Raw genomic sequence first — 16182 nt, forward strand, 5'->3', positions numbered from 1 at the left:
TAATCTGTGGCACTATTTTTTAACAAAAGACTTCAAAAATAATTCGTGCCAATTCGCGAAATTCGTGGCAAAACACTGAAAAAAAGGCACAAAAAAACCGCTAATCTTTCGAAAAGCGGTTTTTGTTTATTCTGAAATAACATTTCCTTTTTTATCATAGAAATGGTATTCTAAGTACGTGTAAGCGTCACGAGGTATGATTTTCACCCATTTCTTATGTTCAAAAAACCATTTTGAACGTAATGATGGAAAACCTTTACTGAGGTATGCAGCCACAAACGGATGTGTATTAAGCACAACTTTATTGTGGGTTTTTAAAATTCTTTCTAAATCAGAGGTGATTTTATCAATGATTAAAATTGGTGCTTCAATTTCACCATGCTCATTGTTTGGATCTTCTTCTCTAGTTTTAATGTTAACTTCTGGTCTTACGCGTTGTCTTGTAATCTGGACTAGCCCAAATTTACTCGGTGGTAAGATTTTATGCTTTGCTTTATCGTCGCTCATTTCTTCTCGCAAGAAGTCGAACAGGACCTTCCTATTTTCAGGATTAGACATATCAATAAAATCAACTACGATTATTCCACCCATATCACGCAAACGAAGTTGTCTGGCAATTTCGGCGGCAGCAATCATATTCACTTCCATGGCAGTGTCTTCCTGATTAGTCGCTTTATTCGAACGATTTCCGCTGTTTACGTCAATGACGTGTAGAGCTTCCGTATGTTCGATTATCAGATAAGCGCCTTTGCTCATTGAGACCGTTCTTCCAAATGAAGTTTTGATTTGTCTTTCTATATTGTATTTCTCAAAAATTGGAGTGTCATTTGATTGATAAAACTTAACAATCGATTGTTTGGAAGGTGCAATTTCTTGCAAGTATTCCTTTGTTTGATGGTACAACTCTTCATCATCTATCTGAATACCGCTGAAGGTATCATTGAATACATCTCTTAATATTGAAGAAGCTCTGTTAAGCTCTCCTAATACTTTTGATGGATGATGAGCAGTTGGTAATTTTTTACACATTGCAGTCCATCTGCTAAGCAGGTTCTGCAAATCTTTTTCTAATTCGGCTACGTTTTTGCCTTCGGCTACTGTGCGAACAATAACACCAAATCCTTTAGGTTTGATCGATAATACAAGTTTTTTTAGACGATCCTTTTCCTTTTTGTCTTCTATTTTTTGTGAAATAGAAACACGGTCAGAAAACGGAACGAGAACAATAAATCTTCCTGCCAAGGAAAGCTCAGCGCTTATTCTTGGACCTTTGGTAGATATAGGTTCTTTTACAACTTGTACTAAAACAGATTGATTGGCACTTAAAATATCAGTAATGATGCCATCTTTGTCAATCTCTTTTTCAAACTGAAAGGTTTTTAGGGAGAAATCTTTTATTTTACCTGCGCTTACAAGTTTTATGAATTTCAGTTGGGAAGCTAAGTTAGGTCCTAAATCATGATAATGTAAAAAGGCATCTTTTTCGAAGCCTACATTTACAAAAGCAGCATTAAGTCCAGCAACTGGTTTTCGTATTTTGGCAATAAATATATCACCAACCTGAAAATTGCTTTTCTCTTCTTCTTTGTGTAATTCAATTAGTTTTCCATCTTTTAATAAGGCAAAATCTACGGCTTCAGAACTAGATCTAATGATTAATTCTTTATTCACACTGTAAATTTTTATCTGTTTTTTCAGAAAATAGAAGAAAGAGAAAAGAAAATGGATTTTTTTTAAGAAATCTAAAGTCTAAAATCTCAGGTCTAAAATCTTATTTACAGATGGATTAAACAATATTTTTTTAACAGGTATTGAACCCGGGAGGGAAAAGCTAAATCTCAAGTTTTAAAACTCCAAATTCCAATTGAAATCTATAGAGATTCCTCTTTTTTTGGATTTTGGATTTTATTTTTTGGAATTTTTGAAATTTCCCAAATTTCAATGAACGTTTAAAAAGAAAAAAGTAGTTTAAAACTACTTTTTCTTCTTGTGACGGTTAGCTCTCGCTCTTTTTTTTCTTTTGTGAGTAGCTACCTTATGTCTCTTTCTTTTTTTACCACTTGGCATATCGTATCGATTTTATGATTAATTAATAATGTTATTTAGCTTCGTTGTTTGTTTTAACCCCTTCTACAAATACTTTTGCAGGTTTAAAAGCAGGAATGTTGTGTGCTGGAATTTTGATAGTGGTGTTTTTAGAAATGTTTCTACCAGTTTTTTCAGCTCTAGTTTTTACAATAAAACTACCGAAACCTCTTAGGTAAACATTATCTCCAGTCTCTAGTGAAGTTTTAACTTCTTCCATAAAAGTTTCTACTGTTGCTTGAACATCTCCTTTTTCAAGACCAAGTTTCTCTGAAATTTTCGCTACGATATCTGCTTTCGTCATTTTCTTTCCTATTTTATTTTATAAATGGTGTACTATTTTTTGAGTTTGCAAATATAGGAATTAAAAAAATAATTAATCAAGCTAAATCGTTAAATTTTAATTACATAAACATTTACTTTTGTAATCTAAGTATTTTGCAATGAATTTTCATAACATATTGATAAATTGGTATTTACAGAACAAACGTGATCTGCCATGGCGAAAAACGACCAATCCATACCTAATTTGGCTCTCAGAAATTATGTTGCAACAGACCAGAGTTGCGCAAGGAATGCCCTATTTTTTTTCTTTTACAAAGGAATTTCCTACTGTTTTTGATTTAGCAAATGCCGATGAAGAGCAGGTTTTGAAACTTTGGCAGGGGTTAGGGTACTATTCTCGTGCCCGAAATCTGCATAAAACGGCTCAGTACGTCGCCAATGAGTTGAATGGTGTTTTTCCTCCTTCCTATAAAGACTTACTAAAATTAAAAGGAGTTGGAGAATATACAGCCGCTGCAATAGCTTCTTTTTCTTATAATGAAGTAGTGCCTGTTGTAGATGGAAATGTATTTCGGGTACTTTCTCGTTACTTTGATGTTGAATCCGATATTGCATTGCTTGCGACTAAGAAAGAATTTACTGCACTGGCACATGAATTAATGCCGAAAGACAATCCGGCTATCTTTAATCAGGCGATTATGGAATTTGGAGCTTTGCAGTGTGTTCCTAAAAGTCCCAACTGCCCTGTTTGTGTCTTTACTGATAGTTGTGCGGCGCTGCAAAAAAAGAAAGTCGATGTTCTGCCTGTTAAATCCAAAAAGATAAAAGTGACGAATCGGTTTTTTAATTACTTGATTCTGGAGGATGATCTAGGGAATACTTTAATTCAAAAAAGGACTTTAAAAGGAATCTGGCACAATCTCTATGAATTTCCGCTTTTAGAAACGCAGGAGATTGTTGGTTTTGATTTTGTCTCAAAAGCAGCTGCGAATGATATTTTTCCTGCCTATACTATTATAGGTATAGAGGAGTGTAGTGATGCGACCGTTATTCATAAACTTTCGCACCAGCATTTACATATTCAGTTCTGGAAAATTAAAATAAAAGACAGAATTGAAAACGGTATAGAAGCTAACAATTTGAAAACGTTTCCTTTCCCAATTGCCATTTATAATTTTATTTTAAAAAAGAATGATGTAATTGTTATTTAGGGTATTGAAAAAGTTCTGTTTTTAAAAATTGATTAAAATAAAGATTTCGATTTTATTTCTTGTTTGTACTGAAATTTAAATTATTCAAGACTATTGAGCACTATGGCTGGTGAGTAGAGTTGTTATGATTTTTGTTTCTATCTGGTTGTTTTTATTTCTGAATTACAAAAGTCATTTTTTGTTTCTGTGAAAAAAATGTAGGATAAAACTTTTATTCTATATATTTGCCAGCATAAATCAAAATAAACCAAAATTTTACAGAATGAAAAAAAATCTTTTATTACCCGCTTTTTTATTTGTTTCTATGTTTGTTAACGCAAGTGTTGTGAAACATAACAATGTTAATGCTGAAAAGAATAGTGTTGTTAAAATTGAAACTGTAGGGGCGAATTTAGAAACAGAGGAATTAGAGAGTCCTTTTTGTTTTACAAGAACAAGTAAATGGTACGTGGAAAGTTATATGGGGATGGATGGTGAAGTATACGACGTATATGAAGTTGAAACCACTACTACTTGTTATTAAAAACAAATAAACTTTATTGAGCTGGCAGTTAATTATGGAGGCATAATTAACTGCATAGTTTTTGAGGTAGATTAAATATTTTGAATTACTGTCTCTATGTTTGCTGAAACTTAAAAAAATAAATAAATTATGAAACTCACTTTTATACTATCAATACTCTTTTTTTATTCTATTGGATATTCTCAATCTGTTGTAGTTAACTTTACTGAAAAAAGAATTGTTAGTAAAGAAAAACTGGAAGCAATTCCTGAATTCGCTAGAAAGAATGCGCTGGCAACTTATGACTATACTTTGGAATATAGTAATGGTGTTTCTTTTTATAAGAATAATTCAGAAGTAAAAAATGTTGATAGTGTAGAGAAATCAGATTCGAAAAGCACAAAAGAAGAAGTATCCTCGAATAAACAAGAGATTCTTCATAAAGTTACAAACAAGTTTGTTGAAAAATGGTATTATGCTGATTTTAATAAAGACGAGTTGCTGTTTAGTGTTTATAATGGAAAGGATTTTTATGGGAAAGATCATTTATTGCAATGGAATTGGCAAATTTCAAATGAAACTAAAGAAATAAACGGTTTCCAATGTAGAAAAGCAACTTCAGAAGCTTTCGGGTATTATTTTACGGCGTGGTTTACGGAAGATATTGCTATAAGTGCCGGTCCGGATAAATTTAATGGACTTCCGGGGCTCATTTTATATATTGGTACAAAACATTATGAATATGTGGCTACGAGTGTAAAAGTAAATAAAGAACCAATTGTAATTGTAAAACCGGAAATGTCGGGCAATACAGTTACTATGACTGAATTAGAAAGATATGTAAAAGAAGGTGTGAGTAAGTTGAAATCGGGTACTACTAATGAAGTTAAAGGAAATACTGCAATAACGAGAACAACAACAGTTATTCGTTAGACAATATAAAAACATCCATGCGATTTAAATTATTGATTATTTTAACTTTTGCATTTTTTCAGACAAAAGGACAAACGGTTATAAAAGGAACAATTAAAGATTCGCTGCAAAAACCTGTAAAGCTTGTTAATGTGAGACTGTACAGTAAGTCGGATAATTCTCTAGTTGATTTCAAACAATCCGATAGTCTTGGGAAATTCGAGTTAGTTTCCAAAACTAATATCGAAAACTTTGTACTTAAAGCAAGTTTTATAGGGTATAGACCGTTTTTGCTTGAATTTACAAACCCGGAAAAAAAAATATTGCTGGAAAAAAACATCCTCTTAAAAGAAGATGTTTTTAAAATGAAAGAAGTTATTATTAAAGCTGATTTTAGAGATATTATTGATAGAAATGACACAGTTACATTTAATCTTAAAAAATTATTAAATGGTTCAGAGCAAAAACTAAAAGATGTTCTGAAAAAACTTCCTGGAATTAGTATTGATAATGATGGTAAAATAAAATATAAAGGAAAAAAAATTGATGATTTGCTGATTGAAGGAGATGAATTTTTTGGGACTCAGCACCAATTAGCAACAGAAAATATAAAATCTGAAATAATTGAAAAAATAGAGGTTTTAAAAAACTTTAAAAACTTATCTTCAATATCTGGTTTTGATAATTCGGGAAGAACAGCATTGAATATTTCTGTTAAAGAGGAATTTAAAAACGCAATTAAGGGTAGTATTGATGCTGAATATGGAATAAAAAACCGTTTTCGTCAACATAACAACATTTACAATTTTGCAAGTAAAGTTAAATTAAATCTTATCACTGATATTAACAATACCAATAATCCTTCTTTTACGGTAAATGATTATATAGAATTAAAAAAAGGAGTAAAAATCGATATTGAAAACGAGAATGAATCAAATACGTTTTCGGTTGATGAGAATATTCCGTCATTTTTGTTTTCGGCAGATGATGTACATAAAAAAAATATTCGTTTCTATTCTGTAAATTTCAGTAATAAGCTTTCGAAGACAAGTAAAATTCATGGATTATCTATCTTAAATCAAGTTGATCAAAATGAATTTTTAGAATCAAAACAGACTTTTTTTTCGGAAAAAAATGATTTCATAGTAAATAAAAAGTCAATTATAGATGGGCTTTTGCTGTTTAATTCTAATCGCATAGAATATGAGTCAAAACCAAATGATAGGAATTATTACAATTATGTTGTCTCTTTAAATTTTAACAAAGAAAAACAAGATAACTTGATTGATAACAGTTCAGATAATGAAAGAACAATTTTTAAGGAAAATAAAAATAACTTCAGTAGTAATGTTGGTCAATTATTTACTCATAAATTGAAAATAAATGATATAAATCTTTTTCAGTACGACGTATTTACAGATTTTACAAGTTATAAGAAAGATTTGCTCTTGAATTCAAATGCACCATTTCTTGGTTTGAATTTTAATAATACTTTTAATGTTCTTAGGGAGACTAAAGGAAGTTTGAATTCTGTAGGGATTAATTTCGATTTTTTAACTAAGAAAGATTTTGGGACATTTAAATTTTATGGAGGTTCAATCTCTAATTTTGAGACATTGGATTTTTTTCTGGATGAATTAAATCCCGGTTTCAATTCTAACCAGAGTCTTATAACTTCAAAGAATTATTTGGGGTTGAATTTTAGTAAAAAAAAGAAGGGTAATTTAGGTTACTCTCTCGGATTTAGACTCTCGGAAGCAACAATTCAATTTAATTCTGAGAGTGAAAATGTATTTGTTTTTCTTCCTTTTGCAGCTTTTAACTACGAATTCAGGCCAAACACAAGTGTTAATATTGCTTACAAAAGGGATTTTTCAAACGTAACGATAGATAAATTAATTTCGGGGTTTTATTTGGAGGATTACAGGACCGTTTTAAAGAATGGAAATATTTTGTACGATGCTATTTTGCCAAAAAATATTTTCAGTTTAAACAGTTCGTATTCTAATGTTGATGGCAATATAATTTCTTTTTTTGGCGCAATGTATTCAAGTAAAACAAAAGAAGTAGGTTTTAATACGATTAATTCAAATAATTTATCAGTTAAGCAGTATGAATATATAGAGCTGGACAATTCTTTCTATTCGTTTTTTACGATTGAAAAAAAGATGAAAAAAATCCCTTGGGCTATAAAATTAGCAACTATGCAATCTCGTTCTGAACAGGAATCTTTCATAAATAGTGTAAGTACGACTTTTAATTCTGTTCAGAGTAAAACAGAGTTAAATATATTGTCTTACTTTAAATCGAGCGTTTTTAATGTTAATTTTGGAGCAGAATATAGTATTAATAGATCTAAAAATAATTCAAACAAAGAAGAGAATAGTTTGAAAAAAAGTTCCTTTTTTGCGAGATTTAATGGTTTAGTCTTAAATGAAAGAATAAATTGGGAAATTGAAAATAAGTTTATTCATTTTAATTCTAATACTTCAGAACAAAAAAATATTTTTGAAATAAATCCTAGTATTAATTATAAAATTAAAAAATGGAGCATTATATTGAGAGGTGTAAATCTTTTAAATATAAAAGAAAACAATGTAAGGTTAAGAGTCGAAAATAGGGACTCTTATTTTGAAGAAACGAAATACAGCTCATTATCAGGTTTTGTGAATATAGGGATTGGGTATTCTTTTTAACTTTGATGAATTGAATGCTAAATCTAGTATTTTCTTTATTAAATTAGATTTAACTTTTGCTAAAATAATGTATCTTTGGGATAAATACCACAATTAAACCATGAACGGAACATTAAATAAAGTGATGCTCATTGGCCATTTGGGCGATGATGTAAAGATGCATTATTTTGATGGAGGAAACTGCATCGGACGTTTTCAGTTGGCAACAAACGAAGTTTACATTAATAAAACTACGAACGAAAAAATAACTTCGACAGAATGGCACAATCTGGTTGTGCGCAATAAGGCAGCTGAGATTTGCGAAAAATACCTTTCTAAGGGAGATAAAATATATATCGAAGGACGCATCAAGTCACGCCAGTGGCAAGCGGAAGACGGTACAACAAAGTATACGACCGAAATTCAGGTGACGGAGTTTACTTTCCTGACAACCAAAAAAGAAACTACAGGACATAAACCGAATTCCGAGTCAGAATCCGCAAAAAATGCTAACTTTGACGCGACTAACGAAGGCTTGCCTGTAAATGACCTGCCTTTTTGATTGTTTAACTAATTTTTTTCAGTTTGGACCCGGAGCCCAGTTTACTTTTTAATGCAAATTTAGACGTCAATTTAATAATTGGATTTGTCGGAATATTTATTTTGCTGTTTTTGTCGGCAATTGTTTCAGGTGCAGAAGTCGCACTTTTTTCATTGTCGCAAAAGGATATTGACGAGGCATTACAGGAAAATTCACCAAAAGGAAAAATTATTTCCACTCTTTTAGACCGCCCCAAAAAGCTTTTAGCAACATTACTGGTAGCTAATAACTTTTTAAATATTGGAGTTGTAATTCTGTTCTCCTTTGTAGGGAAGAACATTTTTGCCGATGTAGATTCACCGGTTTTAAAATTTATTCTGGAGGTTATTCTGGTTACTTTCTTTATTTTATTGTTTGGTGAAGTTTTGCCAAAAGTGTATGCCAGTCGTAACAATATAAAACTTGCGAAATGGGTGGCTTATCCCGTAGTCGTTTTAGATAAATTACTTTCCCCAATAAGTTTGCCTATGCGCAGTGTTACCCTATATTTGCAAAATAAACTAGGGAAGCAGAAAAACAATTTCTCCGTAAATCAATTGTCACAAGCTTTAGAACTTACAGATTCTGAAGGGACATCAAGTGAGGAGCAAAAAATATTAGAAGGAATTGTCTCTTTTGGTAACACGGATACCAAGCAGGTAATGAGTCCGAGAATTGATATTTTTGCTTTAGAAATTTCAGAATCATTTGAAGCTATTTATTCGAGAATAGTCGAAAAAGGATTTTCGAGAATTCCGGTTTACAGAGATAATATTGATCAGATCGAAGGTGTTTTGTTTGTTAAGGATTTATTACCTCACCTTGATAAAAAAGAATTTGATTGGGTGTCTTTAATTAGAGAACCCTTTTTTGTTCCTGAAAATAAAAAGCTGGACAACTTGCTAAAAGATTTCCAAAGCCTTAAAAGCCATTTGGCAATTGTGGTTGATGAATATGGAGGAACCTCCGGTTTGGTTTCTTTAGAAGATGTTATCGAAGAAATTGTGGGTGATATTAGTGATGAATTCGATGACGAGAATTTGAATTTTTCGCAAATTGACGAAAAGAATTTTCTCTTTGAAGGAAAGATCAATATGAAAGATTTTTACAGAATTGTAGAAGTAAACGAGGATGCTTTTGAATCTCGTAAAGGAGAAGCAGAAACGCTGGCCGGTTTTATTTTGGAAATTCTGGGTAATTTCCCTAAAAAGGATCAGAAAATTGCGTTTGAAAACTGTGTCTTCACTATCGAAACAGTAGATAAAAAACGTGTAAAACAAATAAAAGTAACATTAGATTAAAATGCTTAAAAAGATATTTTCAACAACTATAATTTTACTGGTTTTTACAATGGTAAGTTGTAAAAATGAAACATTGCCTAAGCCGTCAAGTTATTTACGTTTAGATTACCCGGAAGCGAAATATGTAAAATTTGAAAATAATTGCCCGTTTACTTTTGAAATGAACGAAGGTGCAATTATTAAAGGAGAGAAAAATTGTGGGTTTGCCATTACGTATCCTAAGATGAAAGCGACAATCTATCTGACGTATAAACCGGTAAATAACAATATTGATAAATTGCTAAAAGATGCGCAAAAGCTTACTTATGAGCACGTAATTAAGGCTGATGATATTTTAGAACAACCTTATTTGAATCCCGAAAAAAAGGTGTACGGTATGTTTTATCAGGTGGATGGAAATGCGGCCACAAACTCACAGTTTTATGTGACAGACAGCACGAAGCATTTTATTACAGGATCAGTTTATTTTTACGCAAAACCTAATTTTGATTCTATAATGCCGGCAGCCAGTTACATTAAAAATGACATGCGCGAATTGATGGAAACATTGAAGTGGAAATAAAGATTTTAGATTTTAGATTTTAGATTTTAGATTTTAGATTTTATAAAAAAAGCATCCTTTGGATGCTTTTTTTATTTGAAATCTTTGTGATTATGATTTTATGTTTGAAACCTTGTAGGTTTTTCCGTCTCCGGTTGCTTGAACTACTTTAGTTAGGTTTTCCGGGTTTTGGATTGTTTTATCAAACGTTACTGTGGCTGTTTTCTTGTCGAAATCTACAGCTGCTTTCTCAACGCCTTCCAGGTTCGACAATTCTTCTTCGATGGTTTTTGCACAACCTACAGCGCAAGTCATTCCGTCGATAGTGAAACTTGCTGTTTGTACATTCTCAGCGGCAATGGCAACTTGTTTTTTAGGTGCCTTTGCTTCAGTTGTAGCTGTCGTTAAGGCTTCAGTTTCTGTTTTTTTGCATCCAACGAATATTAAACCTGTTAGTGCTAAAGTGGCTATGATTTGCGTAAATTTCATCCTATATATGTTTTTAAGTTTATTATTGATATTCTTTGCAAAATTAATAAAAAAGCGAAGGTCAATTCATAAAAATAGTACAAATTTGTAATAAAAACAAGATTTATGGATGCAAAACGATTGAAGTGGTTTTATTTGCTGTTGCTTTCTCTTATCTGGGGAAGTTCTTTTATTCTAATCAAAATTGGCTTAATTGGTTTGACGGCAATTCAGGTGGGTTCCCTCCGAATTATTTTTGCAGCTGTATTTTTGCTGATTATCGGATTTTCCAGTTTAAAGAAAATTTCGCGTCGTCAATGGAAATTTATTGCCCTGACATCCGTTTTTGGGACTTTTATTCCGGCTTTCTTTTTTGCGATTGCAGAAACCCGTGTTGACAGTTCGATTGTTGCTATTATGAATTCACTTACGCCATTAAATACCTTAATTCTTGGTGCGATTGCGTTTGGAATTCAATTTCAAAAAAGGCAAATTCTGGGAGTTTTTGTAGGCTTTGTGGGTTGTTTGCTGCTGGTTTTAAGTGATGCTATGACGCATTCCGGACAAGATTACTATTATGTGGTTTTGGTAGTCATTGCAACGATTTGTTACGCTATAAATGTAAATTTAATCAAGAGATATTTGTCTGATTTGAATTCGTTAAGTATTACAACGGGGAATTTTGCTGTTTTGCTTGTACCGGCATTAATCATTCTAAGTACAACCGATTTTACACAAAGAGTAAGTCTTGAAGTATCACAACATTCTATTTTATTTGTGTTGGTTTTAGGGGTTCTGGGAACGGGAATTGCAAATGTTGTTTTCTTTAAATTGATCCAAATGTCATCACCTGTATTTGCGACTTCAGTAACTTATCTGATTCCGATAGTAGCTTTCTTCTGGGGATTATTAGATAATGAAATGCTCACGCCGATCCAGTTTTTTGGAGCGTTTATCATACTGATTGGAGTCTATCTCTCAGCAAAAAAATAATTTTGCAAGCGAAAAGGTTCTTTATGGGGTGTAAAATGTGGAATGTAAGTTGTGAAATATAGAGCAATAAAAATTGAAGATTTTAAGTGCTAAAAAAAATCTCAGAATCTCAGAATCTCAGAATCTCAGAACCTCAGAACCTTTACAACTTAAAAAAGAAAGACTATCAATATTGACAGTCTTTCTTTTTTTTGAGAGTTATTTGAAATCCGCTTCAGAAACACCTTCGTTGATTTTAATATCAGACATTTTAATATCCAGTTCAAAACCTGCATTTTGAATGATATTGAAAGGGACTTTTATACCCTTTACCTCTTTGTAGTCATTAAAGTAAGTGGTTTGTGTGGTAGATTGACCACTTTGTTCTTTTACTTTAAGTTTAGCTACTTTTAAACCCGATTTTACATCATAGTAATAAACAGTTTTGCCGTCTTTTATAGCGTAAGACTCCTGTCCGTTTATAGATTCAATTCCCTCCACTTTTAGATCGGTTCTTTTGCTTAGGCGTAACTCTTCAAATGGAGTAGCGCTTGCTTTCATTTCGGCTAAATCATCGCCTTCTAAGTTTTTGCGTTGCCCTTGTTGTTCAACATAAGCGCCATTTGCATTTACAACTTGTTTCATTAAAGGCATGCTACCAAGGTTTAGCGAAACCATCATTTTTCCTTGTGAATCTAATTTCGAAGTAAAACTCAAGGGAGATGGGGCTTGTGGAATTGTAGTAGTCCCGGTCATGAAAAGTGTTTTAGCTGTAGAAACCGCTTTTTCGCCACCAATTGCTTTAATGTAATTTTGAAAAACCGTTTGTGCAGTAACTCCGGCTGGAGCTTCTTTTTTAGAAACAGGTTTGTCAATTGGATTTCCGTATTTATCAAAATAGTAAATAGGGATCTGAAGTTTTTCAAGACCAGCAAGCACTTCAGAGCCTTTTCCGGCAATTACAATACGCATATGATCCAGTAAGAAATATTTGTTGGCTACACGATAAATATCATCAGGAGTAACATTGTTAATCGTTTGAATGTATTTTTCGTAGAAGTCTGCAGGAAGTTTTTCTGTCTCAATGTTTAGCGCATAACGTGCGACTGTTTGTGGTTTTTCAACCTGCATTACAAATCTTCCGATATAACCCGCTTTTACATTTTTTAAAACATCATCAGCCACTTTTTCAGTTCGGATTCTTTTTATTTCTTTTACAAATTCAACAACTGCACTATCGGTAACGGCATTTCGTACGGCGGATGAAGCTCTGAATTTGGTGATGTATTTTCCGCTTCCAATATTTGAACTTGCTCCGTAGGTCCAGGCGTGTTGCTCGCGTAAGTTCATGTTCAGATAGCTGTTAAAATCACCGCCCAGAATCTGATTTGCTATTACAGCAGAGAAGAAATCGGGGTCGCTCATTTTTAAATTCAGCGTATTAACTAATGAAATTTCAGATTGAACCGCATTTGGTACATCTACAAAATCAATTTGAAGTTTAGAAACATTTTCCGGATCCGGATACGTGTTTTTTGGAGCAGTTTGTTTTTTCCATCCGCCAAAAAGTTTTTCAACTGCCGCTTTTGTTTCTTTGAATTTTACATCGCCAATTATAACTAAATAGGCGTTTTCGGGAACAAAATAGGTAGCGTAGTTTGCCTGCACATCAGGAAGGGTTACGTTTTTTAATGTTTCTTCGGAAATGTACTCTCCCGCTGGGTGGTTTTTTCCAAAAGCCAAAACATCAACAACACGATTTGCAATTGCGGGAACGCTTTTTTCGTCGGTTTTAAGGCCCTCAGATAATTTTGCTTTCTCCTTGTCGAATTCGGTTTGTGTGAAATTGGGTTGTAACGCGCCTTCTGCTAAAAGCTCTAAAATACGTCCGGAATATTTTGAAAGTGAACTGGCATAGGCTCCCTGTGAGTTGAAATTGATCTGCGCTCCGTAAAAGTCGATCTCTTCATTAAAAGCCTCTTTAGTTGTTTTTTTAGTTCCGTTTCCAATCAGGCTACTGGTAAGTTCATCTACGCCTTTTTTGTTTCCTTCGATGAAAGGAGCGTTGTCCAGGCTTAGGTTGAAGCTTACTCGGGGTAGCTTATGGTTTTCAACTATCAAAACTTTCATTCCGTTTGCCAAAACAAAGGTTTGTGGTTTTTTGATATTGACGACAGGAGAGTTTCCTGGTTTCGGTTGTGGACGATCTTGTGCTTGCATAATTCCGGTGAGGAATAAAAGGATTAAAACGGTATGTATTTTTTTCATGATTCGATTCTTAGTTTTGAACTTTTGTTGAAGGAACATAATCTAAAATTAAACGCTGGTTAGGGTTTAAATACTTTTTGGCAACCTCTCTGATTTCTTCTCTGGTGATAGAGTGATAGAGGTCGATTTCGGTATTGATCAGATTGACATCTCCATAAAGTAAATAGTAAGAAGCCAAATTTTCTGCAATTCCTTCAACGCTTGCATTTGCGTTGACAAAATTGTTATCGAATTTGTTTTGTAATTTTTCATAATCTTTTTCAGAGATCAAATCGGTTTGGATTTTTACGATTTCTTCATCGATTTCTTTTAAAAGATCTGTCGTTTTGTAGATTCCCATTGGTAAGCCGTACAAAATATAGGTTCCGTAATCTTCCTGGCTGAATCCTACAGCGCCAATTTGAAGCGCCATTTTTTTATCGTCAACAATTTTTTTGTACAATTTGGAACTTTTTCCGTCGCTCAGATAAGAAGATATTAGATCCAGAACTCTGGCATCTCTTGTTTTCATCGAAGGGGTTCTGTAAGCTGCCACCACCATCGGAATCTGGATGTTGGGATCTTCATAGGTTGCTTTTATAGTTTCGGTAATAGGGGCCTCGGTAAAAGTTTGTTTTTTTACGTCTTCTCCTTTTGGAATTGGTCCAAAATATTTCTGAATCCACTCTTTGGTTTTTGCTTTGTCGAAATCTCCGGCAACAACCAGAACAGCATTGTTTGGGGTATAGAATTTTTTATTGAAAGCTTGAAATTCTTCTAAAGTAGCAGCATCAAGATCTTTCATAGAACCAATAGTAGTCCAGCGATACGGGTGATTTTTGAATATGTTTTTCTTTACCTCAGGAAGGATATTTCCGTAAGGCTGATTGTCGTAACGCATTCTTTTTTCCTCTTTTACTACCTCGTTTTGCGTGTCAACTCCTATTTTATTAATAATAGGATGCATTAATCGCTCAGACTCCAGCCATAAACCAAGTTCTAAGTTGTTTGATGGGAAAACCTCGTAGTAATACGTTCGGTCATCAGAAGTGTTGGCGTTGTTAACACCGCCATTAGCCGTGACGATTTTCATCCATTCGCCACGTTTTATATTTTGAGTTCCTTCAAATAATAAATGTTCAAAGAAATGGGCAAAACCCGTTCGATCCGGTCGCTCGTCCTTAGAGCCGACATGGTACATTACAGAAGTAATGACAACAGGAGCCGAAGGATCGTTATGCAGAATGACATGCATGCCGTTGTCTAAGTTGTATTCTTCAAAAGCTACTTTTTGAGCATGAGCTACTCCGCCAAGCATTAGTGCCGCGCTTAACATCATTATTGCATTTTTCATAAAGATTAATAATTTTATATACCTAATAGTGTAGGCAGCTAAGATTTAGTTACATCAAAAATAACTTTTTTTTAATTACCAGATTGCAATAATTATGATTTTAGTAATAATTAACCTATAAAATGATATTTATTAGAGTAAAAACCCTTGAAAGACAGCTCTTCTATCATTGAAAATATTTTTGAAATAAGGGATTGCATACTAAATTATTAATTGTATATTTGCAACCTTAAAAATCAATAAATCAATTTGGTATGTATGCAATCGTAGAGATAGCAGGGCAACAATTCAAAGTAAGCAAAGACTTAAAGGTTTATGTTCACCGTTTGACTAATGAAGAAGGTTCAAAAGTTTCTTTTGACAAAGTTCTTTTATTAGACGATAATGGAAACGTAACTTTAGGCGCCCCAGCTATAGAAGGTGCTTCAGTAGAAGCTAAAGTGTTACAACACTTAAAAGGAGACAAAGTTATCGTTTTCAAAAAGAAAAGAAGAAAAGGATACAAAAAGAGAAATGGTCACAGACAATATCTTACTCAAATTGTAATTGAAGGTATTACTGCAGCTGGAGGAACTAAAAAAGCAGCAGCTAAAAAAGCGGTTGTAGCAGAAGATGCAGCTACTGAAGAAGTAGAAGCTCCAAAAGCGAAAAAAGCAGCTCCAAAAGCAAAAAAAGAAGCTACTAAAGAATAATAACAATATTTAAACTCATACGTCATGGCTCACAAGAAAGGTGTCGGTAGTTCGAAGAATGGTAGAGAATCAGAATCAAAACGTCTAGGCGTTAAGATTTTTGGTGGACAAGCTGCTATTGCTGGGAACATCATCGTTAGACAAAGAGGTTCAAAACATAATCCAGGTGAAAACGTTTACATCAGTAAAGATCACACCCTACACGCAAGAGTAGCTGGAGTTGTAAAGTTCCAAAAGAAAAGAGATAACAAATCTTATGTATCTATCCTTCCATTCGAAGCATAATTCATTAGACTACTTATTACAAAACCCGTTCTGAAAAGAGCGGGTTTTTTGTTTTTGGGAGGGTTTCGGGTT

Annotated in this window: 15 protein-coding genes; 10 read left to right on the forward strand and 5 right to left on the reverse strand. The window is 33.2% G+C overall.

Features of this window, described 5'->3' with window-relative positions; all coding sequences use genetic code 11:
• Window positions 1-126 precede the first annotated feature (126 nt).
• Complete coding sequence (locus tag LNP23_RS07525) at window positions 127-1671, reverse strand: Rne/Rng family ribonuclease (RefSeq protein WP_047772924.1); 1545 nt, start codon at window positions 1669-1671, stop codon at window positions 127-129.
• A 427-nt stretch (window positions 1672-2098) separates the two neighbouring features.
• Entirely contained in the window at window positions 2099-2389 is a 291-nt protein-coding gene (locus LNP23_RS07530) for an HU family DNA-binding protein (protein ID WP_007805026.1), read from the reverse strand.
• Between the two features lie 139 nt (window positions 2390-2528).
• Between LNP23_RS07530 and mutY the strand changes: the two genes are divergently transcribed.
• The 7 genes from mutY (at window position 2529) to gldD (ending at window position 10113) form a co-directional block, all read left to right on the forward strand.
• Entirely contained in the window at window positions 2529-3581 is a 1053-nt protein-coding gene (gene mutY, locus LNP23_RS07535) for an A/G-specific adenine glycosylase (RefSeq protein WP_230004459.1), read from the forward strand.
• Between the two features lie 262 nt (window positions 3582-3843).
• Window positions 3844-4104, forward strand: a complete 261-nt coding sequence (locus tag LNP23_RS07540; RefSeq protein ID WP_230004460.1) for a hypothetical protein — start codon at window positions 3844-3846, stop codon at window positions 4102-4104.
• Between the two features lie 129 nt (window positions 4105-4233).
• The gene (locus tag LNP23_RS07545) at window positions 4234-5016 is read left to right on the forward strand and encodes a GLPGLI family protein (RefSeq protein WP_230004461.1); all 783 of its coding nucleotides are present in this window, start codon (window positions 4234-4236) and stop codon (window positions 5014-5016) included.
• A gap of 344 nt (window positions 5017-5360) precedes the next feature.
• Complete coding sequence (locus tag LNP23_RS07550) at window positions 5361-7691, forward strand: hypothetical protein (protein ID WP_230004462.1); 2331 nt, start codon at window positions 5361-5363, stop codon at window positions 7689-7691.
• Between the two features lie 100 nt (window positions 7692-7791).
• Window positions 7792-8232: a single-stranded DNA-binding protein gene (locus tag LNP23_RS07555; RefSeq protein ID WP_047772927.1), complete on the forward strand. Its 441-nt coding sequence runs from the start codon at window positions 7792-7794 to the stop codon at window positions 8230-8232.
• A 23-nt stretch (window positions 8233-8255) separates the two neighbouring features.
• The gene (locus LNP23_RS07560; RefSeq protein WP_230004463.1) at window positions 8256-9551 is read left to right on the forward strand and encodes a gliding motility-associated protein GldE; all 1296 of its coding nucleotides are present in this window, start codon (window positions 8256-8258) and stop codon (window positions 9549-9551) included.
• 1 nt (window position 9552) lies between these two features.
• Window positions 9553-10113 (forward strand): gliding motility lipoprotein GldD, encoded by a 561-nt coding sequence (gene gldD / locus LNP23_RS07565; protein ID WP_047772931.1) that lies wholly within the window; start codon window positions 9553-9555, stop codon window positions 10111-10113.
• Window positions 10114-10203: 90 nt separating this feature from the next.
• Here the strand turns inward: gldD and LNP23_RS07570 are convergent, their stop codons facing one another.
• Window positions 10204-10581 (reverse strand): heavy-metal-associated domain-containing protein, encoded by a 378-nt coding sequence (locus LNP23_RS07570; protein ID WP_230004464.1) that lies wholly within the window; start codon window positions 10579-10581, stop codon window positions 10204-10206.
• Window positions 10582-10686: 105 nt separating this feature from the next.
• Here LNP23_RS07570 and LNP23_RS07575 point away from each other — a divergent pair, with 105 nt between their 5' ends.
• A complete protein-coding gene (locus tag LNP23_RS07575; RefSeq protein ID WP_230004465.1) occupies window positions 10687-11553 on the forward strand; it encodes a DMT family transporter in 867 nt (288 codons plus the stop codon).
• A 198-nt stretch (window positions 11554-11751) separates the two neighbouring features.
• On the opposite strand, the gene LNP23_RS07580 is transcribed toward LNP23_RS07575, so the two are convergent.
• Together LNP23_RS07580 and LNP23_RS07585 are read right to left on the reverse strand one after the other, a co-directional pair.
• Window positions 11752-13800 carry a M16 family metallopeptidase gene (locus tag LNP23_RS07580; RefSeq protein WP_230004466.1) on the reverse strand — a complete coding sequence of 683 codons (2049 nt, stop codon included), beginning with the start codon at window positions 13798-13800 and terminating at the stop codon, window positions 11752-11754.
• 10 nt (window positions 13801-13810) lie between these two features.
• Window positions 13811-15133, reverse strand: coding sequence for a M16 family metallopeptidase (locus LNP23_RS07585; RefSeq protein ID WP_047772937.1), 1323 nt, complete (start codon window positions 15131-15133; stop codon window positions 13811-13813).
• 254 nt (window positions 15134-15387) lie between these two features.
• Here LNP23_RS07585 and rplU point away from each other — a divergent pair, with 254 nt between their 5' ends.
• Window positions 15388-15825, forward strand: coding sequence for a 50S ribosomal protein L21 (rplU, locus tag LNP23_RS07590; RefSeq protein WP_047772939.1), 438 nt, complete (start codon window positions 15388-15390; stop codon window positions 15823-15825).
• 24 nt (window positions 15826-15849) lie between these two features.
• Window positions 15850-16110, forward strand: coding sequence for a 50S ribosomal protein L27 (gene rpmA / locus LNP23_RS07595; protein ID WP_035685981.1), 261 nt, complete (start codon window positions 15850-15852; stop codon window positions 16108-16110).
• Window positions 16111-16182 lie beyond the last annotated feature (72 nt).

The organism is Flavobacterium cupriresistens (assembly GCF_020911925.1).
GTDB classification, from domain to species: domain Bacteria; phylum Bacteroidota; class Bacteroidia; order Flavobacteriales; family Flavobacteriaceae; genus Flavobacterium; species Flavobacterium cupriresistens.

Bases quoted from the DNA above. Each gene is read 5' to 3' on its own strand.
- LNP23_RS07530 (WP_007805026.1), bottom strand. From the start codon at position 2,389: ATGACGAAAGCAGATATCGTAGCGAAAATTTCAGAGAAACTTGGTCTT.
- mutY (WP_230004459.1), top strand. From the start codon at position 2,529: ATGAATTTTCATAACATATTGATAAATTGGTATTTACAGAACAAACGT.
- LNP23_RS07540 (WP_230004460.1), top strand. From the start codon at position 3,844: ATGAAAAAAAATCTTTTATTACCCGCTTTTTTATTTGTTTCTATGTTT.
- LNP23_RS07545 (WP_230004461.1), top strand. From the start codon at position 4,234: ATGAAACTCACTTTTATACTATCAATACTCTTTTTTTATTCTATTGGA.
- LNP23_RS07550 (WP_230004462.1), top strand. From the start codon at position 5,361: ATGAAAGAAGTTATTATTAAAGCTGATTTTAGAGATATTATTGATAGA.
- LNP23_RS07555 (WP_047772927.1), top strand. From the start codon at position 7,792: ATGAACGGAACATTAAATAAAGTGATGCTCATTGGCCATTTGGGCGAT.
- gldD (WP_047772931.1), top strand. From the start codon at position 9,553: ATGCTTAAAAAGATATTTTCAACAACTATAATTTTACTGGTTTTTACA.
- LNP23_RS07570 (WP_230004464.1), bottom strand. From the start codon at position 10,581: ATGAAATTTACGCAAATCATAGCCACTTTAGCACTAACAGGTTTAATA.
- LNP23_RS07575 (WP_230004465.1), top strand. From the start codon at position 10,687: ATGGATGCAAAACGATTGAAGTGGTTTTATTTGCTGTTGCTTTCTCTT.
- LNP23_RS07580 (WP_230004466.1), bottom strand. From the start codon at position 13,800: ATGAAAAAAATACATACCGTTTTAATCCTTTTATTCCTCACCGGAATT.
- LNP23_RS07585 (WP_047772937.1), bottom strand. From the start codon at position 15,133: ATGAAAAATGCAATAATGATGTTAAGCGCGGCACTAATGCTTGGCGGA.
- rplU (WP_047772939.1), top strand. From the start codon at position 15,388: ATGTATGCAATCGTAGAGATAGCAGGGCAACAATTCAAAGTAAGCAAA.
- rpmA (WP_035685981.1), top strand. From the start codon at position 15,850: ATGGCTCACAAGAAAGGTGTCGGTAGTTCGAAGAATGGTAGAGAATCA.